At 72.2% G+C, this 16,363-nt stretch carries 15 protein-coding genes and 1 pseudogene; 8 read left to right on the top strand and 8 right to left on the bottom strand.

Annotated features, from left to right (window positions below; translation table 11 throughout):
- Window positions 1–4: 4 nt before the first annotated feature.
- A complete protein-coding gene (locus tag ACZ4N4_RS30195; RefSeq protein WP_453564088.1) occupies window positions 5–1,081 on the bottom strand; it encodes a LacI family DNA-binding transcriptional regulator in 1,077 nt (358 codons plus the stop codon).
- 194 nt (window positions 1,082–1,275) lie between these two features.
- Between ACZ4N4_RS30195 and ACZ4N4_RS30200 the strand changes: the two genes are divergently transcribed.
- Window positions 1,276–2,232 carry an ROK family protein gene (locus ACZ4N4_RS30200; RefSeq protein ID WP_453564089.1) on the top strand — a complete coding sequence of 319 codons (957 nt, stop codon included), beginning with the start codon at window positions 1,276–1,278 and terminating at the stop codon, window positions 2,230–2,232.
- 116 nt (window positions 2,233–2,348) lie between these two features.
- On the opposite strand, the gene ACZ4N4_RS30205 is transcribed toward ACZ4N4_RS30200, so the two are convergent.
- Together ACZ4N4_RS30205 and ACZ4N4_RS30210 are read right to left on the bottom strand one after the other, a co-directional pair.
- Window positions 2,349–4,367 carry an NPCBM/NEW2 domain-containing protein gene (locus tag ACZ4N4_RS30205; protein WP_467594645.1) on the bottom strand — a complete coding sequence of 673 codons (2,019 nt, stop codon included), beginning with the start codon at window positions 4,365–4,367 and terminating at the stop codon, window positions 2,349–2,351.
- 281 nt (window positions 4,368–4,648) lie between these two features.
- Window positions 4,649–5,002 carry a hypothetical protein gene (locus tag ACZ4N4_RS30210; RefSeq protein ID WP_467594648.1) on the bottom strand — a complete coding sequence of 118 codons (354 nt, stop codon included), beginning with the start codon at window positions 5,000–5,002 and terminating at the stop codon, window positions 4,649–4,651.
- A gap of 211 nt (window positions 5,003–5,213) precedes the next feature.
- Between ACZ4N4_RS30210 and ACZ4N4_RS30215 the strand changes: the two genes are divergently transcribed.
- Both ACZ4N4_RS30215 and ACZ4N4_RS30220 read left to right on the top strand, forming a co-directional pair.
- The gene (locus ACZ4N4_RS30215; protein ID WP_453564095.1) at window positions 5,214–5,408 is read left to right on the top strand and encodes a hypothetical protein; all 195 of its coding nucleotides are present in this window, start codon (window positions 5,214–5,216) and stop codon (window positions 5,406–5,408) included.
- A gap of 145 nt (window positions 5,409–5,553) precedes the next feature.
- On the top strand, window positions 5,554–6,594 hold the full coding sequence (locus tag ACZ4N4_RS30220; RefSeq protein WP_453564097.1) for an NUDIX hydrolase: 1,041 nt from the start codon (window positions 5,554–5,556) through the stop codon (window positions 6,592–6,594).
- A gap of 169 nt (window positions 6,595–6,763) precedes the next feature.
- On the opposite strand, the pseudogene ACZ4N4_RS30225 reads toward ACZ4N4_RS30220, so the two are convergent.
- A pseudogene (locus ACZ4N4_RS30225) lies at window positions 6,764–7,331 on the bottom strand (MBL fold metallo-hydrolase); the annotation flags it as partial.
- A gap of 61 nt (window positions 7,332–7,392) precedes the next feature.
- Window positions 7,393–8,748, bottom strand: a complete 1,356-nt coding sequence (locus ACZ4N4_RS30230) for a dipeptidase (RefSeq protein ID WP_453564114.1) — start codon at window positions 8,746–8,748, stop codon at window positions 7,393–7,395.
- Between the two features lie 233 nt (window positions 8,749–8,981).
- Here ACZ4N4_RS30230 and ACZ4N4_RS30235 point away from each other — a divergent pair, with 233 nt between their 5' ends.
- Window positions 8,982–10,259: a geranylgeranyl reductase family protein gene (locus ACZ4N4_RS30235; RefSeq protein WP_453564116.1), complete on the top strand. Its 1,278-nt coding sequence runs from the start codon at window positions 8,982–8,984 to the stop codon at window positions 10,257–10,259.
- Here ACZ4N4_RS30235 and ACZ4N4_RS30240 read toward each other — a convergent pair.
- Complete coding sequence (locus ACZ4N4_RS30240) at window positions 10,249–10,698, bottom strand: nitroreductase family deazaflavin-dependent oxidoreductase (RefSeq protein WP_453564119.1); 450 nt, start codon at window positions 10,696–10,698, stop codon at window positions 10,249–10,251. The genes ACZ4N4_RS30235 and ACZ4N4_RS30240 overlap by 11 nt on opposite strands.
- A gap of 204 nt (window positions 10,699–10,902) precedes the next feature.
- Here ACZ4N4_RS30240 and ACZ4N4_RS30245 point away from each other — a divergent pair, with 204 nt between their 5' ends.
- On the top strand, window positions 10,903–11,601 hold the full coding sequence (locus ACZ4N4_RS30245; RefSeq protein ID WP_453564120.1) for a TetR/AcrR family transcriptional regulator: 699 nt from the start codon (window positions 10,903–10,905) through the stop codon (window positions 11,599–11,601).
- Between the two features lie 182 nt (window positions 11,602–11,783).
- On the opposite strand, the gene ACZ4N4_RS30250 is transcribed toward ACZ4N4_RS30245, so the two are convergent.
- The gene (locus ACZ4N4_RS30250) at window positions 11,784–12,887 is read right to left on the bottom strand and encodes a medium chain dehydrogenase/reductase family protein (protein WP_467594654.1); all 1,104 of its coding nucleotides are present in this window, start codon (window positions 12,885–12,887) and stop codon (window positions 11,784–11,786) included.
- Between the two features lie 288 nt (window positions 12,888–13,175).
- Here ACZ4N4_RS30250 and ACZ4N4_RS30255 point away from each other — a divergent pair, with 288 nt between their 5' ends.
- The 3 genes from ACZ4N4_RS30255 (at window position 13,176) to ACZ4N4_RS30265 (ending at window position 16,034) form a co-directional block, all read left to right on the top strand.
- The gene (locus tag ACZ4N4_RS30255; RefSeq protein ID WP_467594657.1) at window positions 13,176–13,826 is read left to right on the top strand and encodes a TetR/AcrR family transcriptional regulator; all 651 of its coding nucleotides are present in this window, start codon (window positions 13,176–13,178) and stop codon (window positions 13,824–13,826) included.
- A gap of 250 nt (window positions 13,827–14,076) precedes the next feature.
- Complete coding sequence (locus ACZ4N4_RS30260) at window positions 14,077–15,372, top strand: sensor histidine kinase (RefSeq protein WP_467594660.1); 1,296 nt, start codon at window positions 14,077–14,079, stop codon at window positions 15,370–15,372.
- Window positions 15,369–16,034 (top strand): response regulator transcription factor, encoded by a 666-nt coding sequence (locus ACZ4N4_RS30265; RefSeq protein WP_467594663.1) that lies wholly within the window; start codon window positions 15,369–15,371, stop codon window positions 16,032–16,034. Before ACZ4N4_RS30260 ends, ACZ4N4_RS30265 begins: the two co-directional genes overlap by 4 nt.
- Here ACZ4N4_RS30265 and ACZ4N4_RS30270 read toward each other — a convergent pair.
- Window positions 15,995–16,279: a DUF6332 family protein gene (locus ACZ4N4_RS30270; protein WP_467594666.1), complete on the bottom strand. Its 285-nt coding sequence runs from the start codon at window positions 16,277–16,279 to the stop codon at window positions 15,995–15,997. The two genes, ACZ4N4_RS30265 and ACZ4N4_RS30270, sit on opposite strands and share 40 nt — an antisense overlap.
- Window positions 16,280–16,363: the final 84 nt, after the last annotated feature.

A 16,363-nucleotide genomic window follows, 5' to 3' on the forward strand; every position in this document is an offset into this window, starting at 1 on the left:
CCGCTCACTCCGCGGGCGGCAGCTCGCCCGAGCCGCGGGTGACCAGCCGGGTCGGCAGCTCGATGCGTTCCGGTGCCAGGAGAGTGCCGTCCAGCTGACGGAAGAGCCGCTCGGCGGCTGTACGGCCGAGCAGGGCCGCGTCCTGGGCGACGACCGTGAGGCCAGGATGCAGCAGATCGGCCAGCTCGATGTCGTCGAAGCCGACGAGTGCGACCGGGCGGGTCCGCTCGGCGAGAAGCCGGATCACGGTGACGGTCACCCGGTTGTTGCCCGTGAAGATCGCGGTCACCGGGGCGGGCCCGGACAGCATCTCCTCGGCGGCCCGGCGCACCCGCTCCGGGTCCGTCATGCCGAGGGAGGTCCACGCCGGCTCGACGGATATCCCGGCGTCCTCCATCGCGGCCCGGTAGCCGCGCAGCCGCTCCGCCGCCGTGTGGATGCGGGGCATGTCACCGATGAAGCCGATCCGGTGGTGGCCGTGCGCGATCAGATGGGCGACCCCGTCACGGGCCCCGCCGTAGTTGTCGGACAGCACCACGTCGGCGTCGATCTTTCCGGCCGGGCGGTCCACGAACACCGTGGCCACGCCCGCCCTGATCTCCGGCTCCAGATAACGGTGGTCGTCCCCGGCCGGGATCACCACCAGCCCGTCCACCCGCCGCGCGCACAGCGCGAGCGCCAACTCCTGCTCCCGGTCCGGGTCCTCGGCGCTGGAGCCGTTGATCAGCAGCGCGCCATGGGCCCGGGCCACCTCCTCGACGGCACGGCTGAGCGGGCCGTAGAACGGGTCGGCGAGGTCCTCCAGCACCAGACCGATGCTCGCGGTACGGCCCTTGCGCAGCACCCGTGCGCTGTCGTTGCGGCGGAAGCCGAGCGCGTCGATCGCCTCCTGGACCCGGCGCTCGGTGTCCGGGGTCACCCCGGGCTCGCCGTTGACCACCCGGGACACCGTCTTCAGGCCCACACCGGCGCGCGCAGCCACGTCCTTCATCGTCGGCCGGGTCCCGTAACGGGAGCCGGGAAGACGGTCTGCGCGGCGGGAGGTCTCGGGCACGATGCGGCGTCCTGTCCTGTCGTCCACGGTGGGATTCCTGTTGTCCACGGGGGATGCACAGGTCCATGGGTTTGTATGAGGATGTGGCGTCGAGCATAGAGCCTGGACAACGTTGTCAGATGCGAGGGAGACTGTCCACCGCAATCTCCGGCCCGCGCCCCCACCGCTGGACGGCTGCCTTTCACTCGGTTACTCATGGTTGACGGGGAGATCTGACTCTGATGCACACCGACCTCGTGGCGGCCCTCGACATCGGCGGCACAAAGATCGCCGGCGCACTGGTGGACGGTCACGGACGGATCCAGGCGCGTGCCCAGCGCGCGACGCCCGCCCAGCAGGACGGCGAGACGGTCATGGGGGCCGTCGAGGAGGTGGTCGGCGAACTCGCCGGTTCACCCCTGTGGGGAAGGGCCGGCTCGCTCGGGATCGGCAGCGCGGGCCCGGTGGACGCCTCCGCCGGCACCGTGAGTCCGGTCAACGTGCCGGGCTGGCGGGACTTCCCGCTCGTCGAGCGGGTCCGTGCGGCCGCCGGCGGGCTGCCGGTCGAGCTGATCGGCGATGGCGTCGCCATCACGGCCGCCGAACACTGGCAGGGCGCGGCCCGCGGCCACGACAACGCGCTGTGCATGGTGGTGTCGACGGGCGTCGGCGGCGGGCTGGTGCTCGGCGGGAAACTGCACCCCGGGCCGACCGGCAACGCGGGCCACATCGGCCACATCAGCGTCGACCTCGACGGGGACCCCTGTCCCTGCGGATCGCGCGGCTGCGTGGAACGCATCGCGAGCGGCCCCAACATCGCCCGGCGCGCGCTGGAGGGCGGCTGGCAGCCGGGTCCCGACGGCGACACCTCGGCGGCGGCGGTCGCGGACGCGGCCCGGACCGGCGACCCGGTCGCGGTGGCGTCGTTCGAGCGGGCCGCGCAGGCGCTGGCGGCCGGGATCGCGGCGACCGCGACCCTGGTCGAGATCGACATCGCGGTGATCGGCGGCGGGGTGGGCAAGGCGGGGGACATCCTCTTCACGCCGCTGCGCAAGGCCCTCACCGACTACGCGACCCTCTCCTTCGTGCAGCGCCTGACGATCGTGCCGGCCCAGATGGGCACGGACGCGGGACTGGTGGGCGCCGCGGCGGCCGCGCTGGCGCGGATGGGCACGGACGTGACGGCGGCCGGCGTCTGAAGCGGCCGCCATACTCGGCAGGAACGTTCAGGCCCGGTCGGCCGGGGTTCAGGACCGGCCGACCGGGCCGCTCGGGGACGGCCGGCCGGGACGTGTGACGCGGTGGCCGCGGACCGTCAGCAGGTGATCCGCGCGTCCGCCCAGTCGCCGTGGTCGGAGGTGACGCCGTTCCCGCTGTCGGTGACGACCAGGCTGACGACCTCGGCGCCGGTGACGTCGGCGGTGAGCGGCTGGGCGGGCATGTCCGTGGTCAGGACGCCGGTCGAGGCGACCTTCGTGCCGTCCGCCCAGACCTCGAAGGAGACGCTTCCGTCGGCGGCTTCCTCGTCGTCCACGCCGACCGCGGCGGTGACCTTCTCGCACGCCTTGCCGGTGTAGTAGTCGACCTGGCTCTGAGCATGGGTGCCGAGCCCCTTGGCGTACACCACCCCGCCGACGGTGATCGGATGCCCGTCGCCCGCGGCGGTCTCCCCGTTGCTGGTGTCGCGCTCCACGGGGCCCCAGCCGTTGTCGGCCGACAGCCAGGGTAGGTCGCTGAGATAGGAGCTTCCGGCCGGCGGCGGGTCCGCGACGGTCGTCGTGATCGTCATGGTGCTCTCGGCGCGCACTCCGGCCGGCGACCGGTAACTCGTCCGGAGCCCGAGGTCGTACGACCCCTTCGGCGTCCCCGCGGGAGCGGTCACCTTCCAGCCGGTGCGCAGGGCGCGGCCGGTCGGCAGTGCCGCGGTCCTGGTCGGCGAGGTCGGGGTGACGGTCCAGCCCCGGGGACCGGTGAGCGCCACGGAGACCTTGCGGGCGGTGCTGCGGCCGAGGTCGGTGACGGAGGTGGTGAGCGCGGCCGTGCTGCCCGGCTCGACGAACCGGCTGCCGGTCAGGCCGAGTTCGACGGCCGGCGGGTTGGCCGTCCAGTGCCGGTCGGCGGCGACCCGGACCAGGACGGTGCCGTGTGCCGGGACGACCGCGGAGAGGGTGCCCGCGGTGTTGTAGCTCCGGTGCCGCCACAGGTCGCGCAGGGTGTAGGCGGGCGCGTTCGGGAGGCCGGCCGCCTGGGCGGTGGTCGCGATGCGCTGGGGGGAGCTGGACTCGTTGAAGAGGGCGACCGCGCGGCTGCCGTCCTGCAACTGCTTGGCCACGACCCAGCGTCCGCCGGCAGAGGAGAGCACCGTGCCCTGCTTGCCGAGCGGGTCCTGGTCGACGGCGATGACCTCCTTGTTGTCCAGGATGTCGAAGGTCGCCGGGGAGGCCTTGCGCAGGTCGGTGCCGATGAGCAGCGGGGCGGCCATCATCGACCACATCGAGAAGTGCGAGCGGTACTCGGTGTCGGTCATGCCGCCGTTGCCGACCTCCAGCATGTCCGGGTCGTTCCAGTGCCCGGGGCCCGCGTAGGGCGCGAGCGGCAGGTTCTGCTTCAGGATCGACACCATCGAGCCCCAGCTGTCGCTGATGTCCCCGGTGGTGCGCCACAGCTGGCCGACGTCCGACGCCCACTCCCAGGGCTTGTTCTCGCCCCATTCGCAGATGCTGTAGACGATGGGCCGCCCGGTCGCCTTCAGCGCGTCCCGCATGGTGAGGTAGCGCTGCTTGGCGTCCACGCCCTGGTTGTTGCAGTTGTCGTACTTGAGATAGTCGACACCCCAGTCGGCGAACTGCCGGGCATCGCTGTACTCGTGGCCGAGGGCGCCCGGGAAGCCCGCGTCGTTGCAGGTCCTGGTGCCCGCGCTGGTGTAGATGCCGAGCTTGAGGCCCTTGGCGTGCACGTAGTCGGCGACCGCCTTGATGCCGTGGGGGAAGCGGGCCGGGTCCGGGACCAGCTTGCCGTCCGCGTCGCGGCTCGGCAGGGCCCAGCAGTCGTCGAGGTTGACGTACCGGTAGCCGGCGTCCTTGAGGCCCTTCGCCACGAAGAGGTCCGCGATGCCCTCGACCATGGTCTCGTCGAAGTCCGCACCGCAGTGCGTGGAGTTCCAGTTGTTGAAGCCCATCGGCGGGGTGAGGGCGAGACCGTCGGCGGGGGCGGGCGAGCCGGCAGGCCCGCCGCCGGCGGCGGCGGGTGCGGCGAGGCCCGCGGTACACAGCAGTGCCGCGGTGAGTGCTCCGACCACTCTTCGGCGGGTTGTGCGGGTGTGAGGGTGACGCATCGTTACGCTCCTCCGACTCGCGAAAGGTGGGATGACGACAGAGAGGCGTCATCGGTGCGCGCTTATGGTAGGAGCTGTTGAGCTGTGTTGGAAGGGAAGTGGTGAAGGTTGCTCCAGTTCCCGTACTGGCCTGGTTATGGGGCCTGTTGGGGATGGGGCGCCGTCGCGTGCGTTGGGTTGTGTTGACTGACGAACCCGGGAGACTATGAGGTCTCTTGGACCTGTCTGTGGGGTGGCCGGGTAGGACATCCGATGTCCTGGTGCGGCGACGGCACCCGGCCTCACCGGAACTCGTGGACCACGCCGATCGTGCCGACGATGTGCGCGTTGAACTCGTCCAGCTCCTCGGCCGGCACCCACAGCTCCAGGATCGTGCTGCCGCCCGCCTGCTGGACGGGGTAGCGGCGGACGAACTCCGTGTCGACCTCGAAGCGGGTCACGAAGCCGGCGCCGTCGTGCCTGACGTTCCAGTCGCGGGCGATCCTGATCGCGTAGTCCTCGTCGAGCACCGGGTAGAAGATCGGCTGCTCGGGCAGCCGGGGCGGCCAGGCGCCCCACTCCAGCTCCCGGACCAGTGCGAGCTCCACGGGGCCGGTGGGGCGCCAGAGGGTCGTGGTCGGTCGCGGGCTGGTCATGGCGCGCAGGTCTTTCCGTGCGGTCGGGAGATCGGGTCTCCCGAGGCTAGCCGCGCGGTGATCGCCGGGGCCATCCGGTTTCCGCGCGGGACCGACGACGAGGCGCCCACCGCGGGCCGTCGCCTGGTCACCGCCGCCGCGCCGACCCGCCGCGTTGCTCCCCTCGCGGGTCCGCCCGTGACCCCTGGCCGCCCGCGTAGTTGGACGGGGCATGAAGAAGCGCAGCATGCTCGCCATCGCCAGCCTGGCCACCGGATTCGTCGTGGCCGCCATCACTCCGTCGCACGCCGTCGCCGCCGACGGTCCGCTCGACGACCTGCACATCTCGGACACCCTGGAGCACGTCGGGCATCTCGTGGGCGAGGACAGCTTCCAGACCGATCGGGACTTCCTGGGCCAGGAGTAGCCCGGCGGGGCAGGAGCGAACGACGGTGCCGGTGTTCCGCCGAGGGAGCACCGGCACTCCGTTTTGCGCGCCCTCAACGGGAACTGGTTTCCGTGGCAGTGTGGAGCGGGCAAGCCTCAGGGGGCCAACAGAAGAGGGGGAGTCCGTGATCGTCTGGGTCAACGGCGCGTTCGGTGCGGGGAAGAGCACCACCGCACGTGAACTGATCGAACTGATCCCGAACAGCACGCTCTTCGACCCCGAGGTCATCGGCGGGGCACTGACACACCTGCTACCGGCCAAGCACCTCGCCGAGGCCGGCGACTTCCAGGACCTGCCGATCTGGCGACGACTGGTGATCGACACGGCGGCGGCGATGCTGGCCGAGCTGGGCGGGACCCTGGTGGTTCCCATGACGTTGCTGCGCCAGGAGTACCGCGACGAGATCTTCGGCGGCCTCGCCGCCCGCCGGATCGCCGTCCGGCATGTGTGTCTCACCCCGGCCGAAACGATCCTGCGCGAGCGAATAGCCGGGCGGGAGATCCCGTCCGGCCTGCCGGACGGCGAGATGCGCGTCCGGCAGTGGTCGTACGACCAGATCGAGCCCTACCGTGCGGCCCTCGCCTCCTGGATCGGCGCCGACGCCCATCTCGTCGACACCAGCGCCCTCACCCCGTACGAGACGGCCCTGTACATCGCCGAGGCCGTCGGCACGGGTGCCGCGTCCGTCTGCGACATCGTGCAGACCCCGGAGCCCACCGCCGAGACCCTCGCCGCCGGGGTGCTCCTCTTCGACGAGCAGGACCGCGTCCTGCTCGTCGACCCCACCTACAAGGCCGGCTGGGAGTTCCCAGGCGGTGTCGTCGAGCCCGGCGAGGCCCCCGCGCGGGCGGGCGTGCGCGAGGTCGAGGAGGAGACCGGGCTACGGCTGGAGAAGGTGCTGCGGCTGCTGGTCGTCGACTGGGAGCAGCCCGTGCCGCCCCGCTACGGAGGCCTGCGGCTGCTCTTCGACGGCGGCCGGCTGGACTCCGCCGAGGCCGGCCGGCTGGTGCTGCCGGGCCCCGAGCTGCGCGGCTGGCGCTTCGTCACCGAACAGGAGGCCGCCGAGATGCTGCCCCCGGTGCGCTACGAACGGCTGCGCTGGGCGCTGCGGGCCCGCGAGCGCGGTGCCGCGCTCTACCTGGAGGCCGGCGTCCCGATCGGTTGACATATTCTGACTGACTGTCACGTCACCGCGATCTTGGTCGAGTTGACGGGGAACCCTGGAGGACTTTGCCCCATGACCGGCCCCCTGCCCCCGCTGCCCGGCCACGGCGGCTCCGGCGAACCCGTCCTCCAGGTCCGCGACCTCGTCGAACACTTCCCGGTGATGTCCCCCCGGGCATCACCGCACCGGTGGCCGGCGCGGCCGCCACCGCGTCCCCGGTGAACAGCACACCGTACACGGGCAGATGGAGGGCGATGCTGCCGTGCGTGTGCCCGGGGACCTGGACCACCCGGGCACCACCGCCGAAGTCCAGGACATCCCCGTCGGACAGCTCCGTCACCTCCGCCGGGGGGACCGGCCCAACCGACGGGCAGCAGCTCGGCCGCCGCGGCGTGGATCGGCAGCTCCCAGTCCTCGAACACCGGCGGGGGACCCGGGAGTTCGCCCCGGATCACCGGGGCGTCCAGGCGGTGGGCCAGCACCTCGGCTTCGCTCAGCGCGGCGAACTCCGCCGCCCCGCCGACGTGGTCCTCGTGGAAATGGGTGAGGACGATCCGCCGTACCGCGGAAGGGGACCGCCCCAGCGCGGTGAGCGCGTCGGCGATCGGCCTGCCCGAGCCGGGCGGGCCGGTGTCGACCAGCGTCGAGGCGCCGGTGTCCGGGTCGTGCCAGAGGTAGGCCTGCCCGACCGGGAAGCGCAGCAGGTGCAGCCGGGGGAGCAGTTCGATGACGTCCATGCCCCGACCGTAGGAGGGCCCCCGTCCGCAGACGAGAGCCCTCTGCCGTGGGCAGAGCGGTTCAGCCCGCCGCGTAGTTCCGCAGGAACAGCGCCTCGGCCACCGACAGGCGTTCCAGTTCCTCGGGAGACACGCTCTCGTTGACCGCGTGGATCTGCGCCTCCGGCTCGCTCAGCCCGATCAGCAGGATCTCGGCGTGCGGGTAGAGGCTCGCCAGGGTGTTGCACAGCGGGATGGAGCCGCCCTGACCGGCGTACTGCATCGTCTCGCCCGGGTAGGCGACGGCCATCGCGTCGGCCATCGCCTGGTACGCCGGGCTGGTGGTGTCGGCACGGAACGGCTGGCCCTGGCCGACCGCCTCGGTCCGCACCCGGGCGCCCCACGGGGTGTGCGCCTCCAGATGGGCCTGGAGCAGCTTGCTCGCCCCGGCCGCGTCCACGCCCGGCGGCACCCGCAGGCTCACCAGGGCACGGGCGCTCGCCTGCACCGACGGGGTGGCGCCGACCACGGGCGGGCAGTCGATGCCGAGCACCGTGACCGCCGGACGCGCCCAGATGCGGTCCGCGACCGACCCGTCGCCGATCAGCCCGACGCCGTCCAGCACTTTGGCGTCCTTGCGGAACTGCCCCTCGTCGTACTCCAGCCCCTCCCAGCCGGACTCCGGCGCGAGCCCGTCGACCGTCGTCGAACCGTCCTCGGCGCGCAGCGAGTCCAGCACCCGGATCAGCGCGGCCAGCGCGTCCGGGGCGGCACCGCCGAACTGCCCGGAGTGCAGATTGCCCTGAAGTGTGTCGATCTGGACCCGGACCAGGGTCATGCCACGCAGGGTCGTGGTCACCGTCGGCAGGCCGACCCGGAAGTTGCCCGTATCGCCGATGACGATCGTGTCCGCCACCAGCAGTTCGGGGTGCTGCTCGGCATACCGCTCCAGGCCGCCGGTGCCCATCTCCTCGGAGCCCTCGGCGATCACCTTGACGTTGACCGGGACGCCACCGTTCGCCTTCAGCGCACGCAGCGCCAGCAGGTGCATGATCACGCCGCCCTTGCAGTCGGCGGCACCGCGCCCGTACCAGCGGCCGTCCCGCTCGGTCAGCTCGAACGGCGGCGAGGTCCAGGCGGCCTCGTCCAGCGGCGGCTGGACATCGTAGTGCGCGTACAGCAGGACCGTTTTGGCACCCTCCGGCCCAGGCAGGTAGCCGTACACCGACTGTGTGCCGTCCGGGGTGTCCAGCACGGCGACGTCCACGAAGTCCTCGGCGCGCAGCGCGTCGGCGACCCAGTTCGCGGCGCCCTCGCTCTCGCTCCTCGGGAACTGGACGAAGTCCGCCACCGATTTGAAGGCCACCAGCTCGGCGAGCTCCGCCTTCGCCCTGGGCAACAGGGCGGCGACGGTCTCGGCGACCGGATTGGACGACATGGGCACGCTCCTCGTGGGTGCGACGTTGAACTGGTGAGTACACCGATCCTCCCACAGCGGCCTGCGGCGATCTCCGCCGTAGGATGCGGGGGACAGGTGGTAGGTGCGCGGCTACGGACGGACAGGGCCTGACCCACGGGTCGTACGGCACTACGGCTTGGTTCAGCACCTATGGCTTGATATGGCATACGGCACCTACGGCTTCTACGGCTTGATCGGAGCAGCGGACCATCGTGAGCGGTGAGAATTCTTCGGCGGACGACATGCAGCGGGTGTGGGACGTCGTCGTGGTGGGCGCGGGACCCGCCGGGGCTTCGGCGGCCTATGCGGCGGCGGTCGCGGGACGGCGCGTGCTGTTGCTGGAGAAGGCCGAGCTGCCCCGCTACAAGACCTGCGGCGGCGGCATCATCGGACCCTCGCGCGACGCGCTCCCGCCCGGCTTCGAGCTGCCCCTCAAGGACCGGGTGCACGCGGTCACCTTCTCCAACAACGGACGGTTCACCCGCACCCGCCGCTCCAAGCAGATGATGTTCGGGCTGATCAACCGGCCCGAGTTCGACCAGCAGCTGGTCGAGCACGCCCAGAAGGCGGGTGCCGAACTGCGCACCGGCGCCGCCGTGCAGCGCGTCGAACAGCACGGCTCGGCCGTCCCCGACCGGCGCACGGTCGCCGTGGTTCTCCAGGGCGGCGAGACCGTGCTGGCCCGCGCGGTCGTCGGCGCCGACGGCAGCGCCAGCCGGATAGGCGCCCACGTCGGCGTGAAGGTCGACCAGGTGGATCTCGGCCTGGAGGCGGAGATCCCGGTGCCGGAGCCGGTCGCCGAGGACTGGAAGGGGCGGGTGCTCATCGACTGGGGCCCGATGCCCGGCAGTTACGGCTGGGTCTTCCCCAAGGGTGACACCCTGACCGTCGGCGTGATCTCGGCACGCGGCGAAGGTGCGGCCACCAAGCGGTACTTGGAGGACTTCATCGCCCGGCTCGGCCTCGCCGGCTTCGAGCCGAGCATCTCCTCCGGCCACCTGACCCGCTGCCGCGCCGACGACTCGCCGCTGTCCCGCGGCCGGGTGCTCGTGTGCGGTGACGCGGCCGGTCTGCTCGAACCGTGGACCCGCGAGGGCATCTCCTTCGCGCTGCGCTCCGGGCGGCTCGCGGGGGAGTGGGCGGTGCGGATCGCCGAGGCGCACGACGCGGTGGACACCCGCCGTCAGGCGCTGAACTACGCCTTCGCCGTCAAGGCGGGCCTCGGCGTCGAGATGAGTGTCGGCAAGCGGATGCTGGCGGTGTTCGAGCGCAGGCCCGGCCTGTTCCACGCGGTCCTGACCGGCTTCCGCCCCGCCTGGCGCGCGTTCAAGGAGATCACCCAGGGACGGACCTCGCTCGGCGAACTCGTCCGCTCCCACCCGCTCGCCCAGCGCGCTCTCACCACCCTGGCCCCGGAGCCGGCCGGGTCGGAGAAGACCGCCGAGGCGGACGCGGACGACACGGACAGCGAGGACTCGGTCACTTCGTGACGGCGATCCGGAAGACCGGGTGGTCGGGAGCGATGCGGCGCAGGTCGGCGTCGGGAGAGTCGGGGCCGACCCCGTTGAAGAAGACGCCGACCTCGGCCTTCCAACGCTTCAGGTAGGCCCGCAGCAGCTCGACCTTGTCGTCGTCGGCGACCTCGGTGGCGGTGAAGGCGTCCACGTTCTTGCCGAGCCGCAGCTCGCCGCCGCCGGCCGCGCGCATGTTGTGGGTCCACTGGACGTGGCCGCGCGGCGCGAGCAGGTACTGCTGCCCGTCCACCGTCAGCAGGTTCACGGGGGTGGTCCGCCACTCCCCGCTCTTGCGTCCACGGACGGCGAGGACGCGGGAGCCCCAGATGCTGATACCGCGCCGGGTGAGCCAGGCCACGGTCCGGTTGAAAACGTTGACGGTGAACCAGCCGGGCTTCTGGACGTGTGTCGACACGGTGACCCCCACTATTTGGGAGAGCGGTGCTCTCGCTTGACTCCAGTGTGGGGGAGATCGGCGATCCAAAGCAAGAGCAGTGCTCTCTTTTTTGTGCGGTGCACTTGTTCGGGATCGGTGCACTGAAATGGGTGCGGTGCTCACGTGCGAGTGCACTGCTCCAAATTGTGTGCACCGCTCTACATGCGTGGCAGACTGCTCTTCATGAGCACCGCACAGGGCGCCCGCGCGCGAGCCAGGATGGAAGTCACCGCGGCCATCAAGGACGAGGCGCGCAGACAGCTCGCGGCCGAGGGCGCGGCCAAGCTGTCGCTGCGGGCCGTCGCGCGCGAACTCGGCATGGTCTCCTCGGCGCTCTACCGTTACTTCCCGAGCCGTGACGACCTGCTCACCGCGCTGATCATCGACGCCTACGACTCCCTCGGCGAGGCCGCCGAAGCCGCGCACGCCGCCGCCGTTGCCGACGACGCCGTACCGGCGCAGCGCTGGGTCACCGTGTGCGAGGCGGTGCGCGGCTGGGCGCTGGCGCACCCGCACGAGTACGCGCTGATCTACGGCTCGCCGGTGCCGGGCTACTCGGCCCCGGACACCACCATCCAGCCGGCCGCCCGGGTCGCCCTCGTCCTGATCGGCATCCTGCTCGACGCGTTCGAGCGGCGCGGTCTGGCCCGTACCCCCGTGCCCGCCGACCTCGCGCCCGAGGCCCGCCGGATGGCCGACGAACTCGTGCCGGGCCTCCCGCCAGAGGTGGCCGTGGCCATGGCCGCGGCGTGGGCGCAGCTGTTCGGGCTGGTCGGGTTCGAACTGTTCGGCCAGTTCAAGGGGGTCGTGGAGGACCGTGACCGGTTCTTCCGGCATGCGGCGGCCCAGCTCGCCCACGGGGTGGGCCTGGTCTTCCCGTAGCGGGCTCCGGCGAGCGTGGCGACGAACCCGGACTCGCCGCCGCCTCGGCGCCGGCCCGTCCTCGCGGACGACGGGGCGTTCGCGAAAAGCGGTCGCCGGGCCGGTGGCCGTCACCGCGCCCCCGGCCGTCACCGTGCCTCCGGCCATCACTGCACCTGCGACCGTCGACGCGCCGACGGTGGTCACCGCACCGGGGCGGCCGACGTGCCGGCGCCGTCTTCCGGGACGAGGACGATCTTGCCCGCGACCGTCCCGGACTCGGCGAGCCGCAGAGCCTCGGCGGCCTGCGTGAGGGGCAGCCGGGCGGCGATACGGGCGGTCACCTCACCGCGCTGGAGGGACTCGAACACCTGGGTGAGGTCGGCGCTCAGCCGGGCCCGGAAGCGGTCCTTGCCGAGGGCGCGGCCCTCCCAGACGTTGAAGAAGTACGCGTGCCGGCCGTTGGGCAGCGCGTTCCAGAGCCACACCCGGCCGAGGATCTTCAGCACGGGCAGCTGCTTGGAGCCTGAGTCGTCCCGGGTGGTGGCACTGCCGTAGGCGACGAGGGTGCCGCCGGGGGCGAGGAGATTCCAGGAGTCGACGACACTGCGGCCGCCGAGGTGGTCGAAGACGGCGTCGATACCGCCGGGGGCCAGTTCACGGACCCGGGCCGGGACGTCCTCGGCGCGGTAGTCGACCGGGGTGACGCCCAACTCCCGCAGCGCGTCGTGATGGCGGGGCGAGGCCGTGCCGATGACGTGCAGGCCCGCCGCACGCGCGAGCTGGACGAGAACCGTGCCAACTCCGCCGTTGGCGCCGTGCACCAGGATCGTTCCGCCCTGCCGCACCCTGGCCTTGCGGTGGAGCATCTGCCAGGCCGTGATGCCGTTGACGACCAGCGTCTCGGCCTCCGCCGCGCCGACCCCGGCCGGCACCTCCACGGCGTCGGCCGCCTCGAGCACGACGTGACTGGCCCAGCCGCCCACCTTGACCAGGGACGCCACCCGCTTGCCGACGAGCCCGGGCGTGACCCCCGCACCGGCCGTGAGCACCGTGCCGACCAGGTCGTAGCCGGGGACGAAGGGGAACGGCGGCTGGTCGTAGTAGCGGCCGCGGCGCATCTGCTGCTCCGCGAAGGAGACGCCGGTGGCCTCCACGCGTACGACGATCTGGCCGGCGCCAGGAGCCGGGATCTCTCCGTGCCGGATCTGCAGCCCCTCGGGCTCCACGATGCCCGGCAGGACGACCTCGACGAGCTGGGTGCCTGCGGTGGTGCCCTGGGGGGCGGCGTTTCCTGCCGTTTCCATGATGATCTCCATGACGGTCTCCCGGTAGGTGCAGTCACAAGCGAGAGAGTCTCTCGCTTGCGTTAGAAGCTATAACTAAAATGACTGTGTCTAGCCAAGGTGTCAAGCTCTCGCGTCGCGGAGTGCTCTAACTACTGTTAGATGGCATCTCTAAACTGATAGGTTGAAACGGTCGAAATAGTCCTGAAGGTCAGAGGCTCGGAAACCCGGAGCCCGAAGCGCTCGAGGCTCTGGGACACCGGGGCTTCGGGAGACCGGGACGTCAGCAGCGAGAGGAGCGTGCAGGTCATGGCGGCAGATGCGGTGAGCCCCCGCGAGCGGTACCGGAGTCAGGTACGGGCCGACATCAAGGCGCGCGCCTGGGAGCAGATCGCCAAGTCCGGCGCGTCGGGCCTGTCCCTGAACGCGATCGCCAAGGAACTGGGCATGAGCGGCCCCGCCCTCTACCGCTACTTCGGCAGCCGGGACGAGCTGATCACCGAGCTGATCCGGGACGCCTACCGCGGCCTGGCCGACACCTTCCGCACCGCCGCCGACTCCCGGGCCGGCATCGAGGGCCTCGCGCGCGCCCTGCGCGACTGGGCCCTCGACGACCCCCAGCGGTACTTCCTCATCTACGGCACGCCGGTGCCCGGCTATCACGCGCCCGAGGACATCACCGCCATCGCCCGGGAGATCATGGCCGCACTGCTCGACGTCTGCGCGGCGGCCGAGCCCGAGGCGCCGGCCTCCGCCGGTTTCACCGCGCACCTCGCCCAGCACCGCGAGTGGGCCGGGGACCACCCCGCGTCGCCGGGGGTGCTGCGTCGGGCGCTGGCGTTCTGGACCCGGATGCACGGCGTCCTCTCCCTCGAACTCGCCGGGCAGTTCGCGGGCATGGGCTTCGACCCGGAGCGGCTGTTCGACGCGGAGGTCGCCGAACTCACGCCCGGCCGCTGACGCCACCGCGCGGCACGGTTTTGCAGGCCACTGGACCGCACGGGCACGGCGCCGCACGGGCACGGCGCCGCACGGGCATGGCGCCGCACGGCACGGCACGGCGCTGCACCGACCGGCGCCGCACCGACCGGGTACGGCACCGCACCGCACGCTGCGCCACCGCACCCGGCTGCCTACTTCCCTGGGAGTACGCCTGATCACCTCGGCGGGCTGACGCTCGCACGGGCCGGTGCCGTCTAGCGTGGCGGACATGGACGAGCAGCGGGAACGGGAGCGCGGCCCCGCGCAGTGGGGGCACTACGGCCCCCCGTCGTGGCACCGCGACGACGACGGCATGCATGAGCCGGCGCGCGGCCGGCTGCCCTGGCGCACCACCGTCCCGCTCGCCGTGCTGGTACTGGTCGGCTCGAACTTCGCCGCCCACGAGCAGCCGCACCGCGAACCCCTCGACGCATACGGCCGCCTGCTGCTCCTGGCCACCTGCGCACTGCTGCTGTGGCGGCACCGGCGCCCCGTGCCCGTGGTGTTCGGCACGGCGGCGCTCGTGCTCGTCTACGTCGGGGCCGGCTACCCGTACGGGCCGGTCTTCGCGGCCGTCGCCGTGGCCTGCTTCAGTGCCGTCGTCGCCGGGCGCCGCCGGGCCGCCTGGGCGGCCGTCGGCATGCTGTGGGGCGGCCACCTGCTGATCTCGCTCTGGCTGTACCGCCGGCTGCCTCCACCGGGTGACACGGGGGCGCATCCCGGCCAGGAGTTGATCATCGCTACCTGGGTGCTGATCGTCGTCTCCGTGGCCGAGCTGGTGCGGCTGCGGCGCGAGCAGTGGGCGCGGGAGCGGGCCGACCGCGCCCAGGCGGCCCGGCGACGGGCGGACGCGGAACGGCTGCGGATCGCCCGCGAGCTGCACGACGTGCTGGCGCACAGCATCTCCGTCATCAACGTCCAGGCGGGCATGGGGCTCGCGCTCCTGGACTCCGACCCCGAACAGGCCCGGACCGCGCTCACCACCATCAAGGCCGCCAGCAAGGAGGCGCTCGGTGAGGTGCGGCAGGTGCTCGACACCCTGCGCGCGCCGGGAGACGCGCCGCGCGCGCCCGCTCCCGGGCTCGGGCGGTTGCCGGAACTGGTCGAACAGGCGGCGAGCGCCGGACTCACGGTGACCGTGGAGGGGGAGCCGCCGCGGCTGCCCCCCGGCGCAGATCTGGCCGCCTTCCGGATCGTGCAGGAGGCGCTCACCAATGTCGTACGGCACTCTGGCTCACGGCACGCGCGCGTACGGCTCGAACCCGGGGGCGGGGAGCTGCGGTTGCGGATCGACGACGACGGCCCCGCGACCGGCGCGGACGCGGGCGGCAGCGGGAACGGACTGGCCGGAATGCGGGAACGGGCGGCCGCCCTGGGTGGCACGATCGAGGCGGGGCCGCGCGCCGACGGGGGCTTCCGGGTGCTCGCCGTACTGCCCCTGACCGCTGCCGGGCTGCCCCCGACCGACGTCGCGGTGCCCCTGACCGATGCCGGACAGCCCCCGACCGACCGGGAGGACCGATGATCCGGGTGCTGCTCGCCGACGACCAGTCGCTGGTGCGGGCCGGCTTCCGGGCGCTGCTCGACGCGCAGCCGGACGTCGAGGTGGCCGGGGAGGCGGCGGACGGCGAGGAGGCACTGCGCAAGGTGCGCGAACTGCGCCCCGACGTGGTCCTGATGGACATCCGTATGCCGCATCTCGACGGTCTGGCCGCGACCCGCCGTATCACCGGGGAGGAGGAGCTGAAGGACGTCAAGGTGGTGATGCTGACGACGTTCGAACTGGACGAGTACGTCTTCGAGGCGCTCCGCTCCGGCGCCTCCGGGTTCCTGGTCAAGGACACCGAGCCGGAGGAACTCGTGCGGGCCGTCCGGGCGGTGGTGGGCGGGGACGCACTGCTGTCGCCGGGGGTGACGCGGCGGCTGATCGCGGAGTTCGCGGCCCGTTCCAAGGAGCCGGCCGCCGCGGACGCCCTCGCCCGACTCACCGAACGGGAGAGGGAGGTGATGGCCCTGGTCGGCATCGGCCTGTCCAACGAGGAGATCGCCCGCCGCCTGGTGGTGAGCCCGCTCACCGCAAAGACCCATGTGAGCCGCACGATGGTCAAGCTGGGCGCCCGCGACCGGGCCCAACTGGTCGTCCTGGCCTATGAGTCGGGGCTGGTCCGGCCCGGCTGGCTGGGCTGAGAGGACCGCTGGAAGCGGACCAGCACGCTGACGACCCGGGCGAAGAACATCACGGTGGCCAGGGCCACGCCCACCGGTGGCAGCGCACGTTCGAGGCCGCCGGGCAGATCGAAGAGCAGTACCGGTCCCGCCACCGCTCCGAGGACCACCACGGCCGCGAACACCGCACTGCAGAGCGCGTATCCGATCTCCACGGTGATCGCGTCCCGCTCGGCCTGACCGCGCCGTTCCCCGTGACCCGTCATTCCGGCAGTTTCACGCCCGTGCGCCCGGCGGAGCAACCAGCCCCGCCGGGCGCACGTTCGGAGGCGTCCCCCTGTGGCCGCGCG

The organism is Streptomyces sp. NPDC026538 (assembly GCF_055567535.1).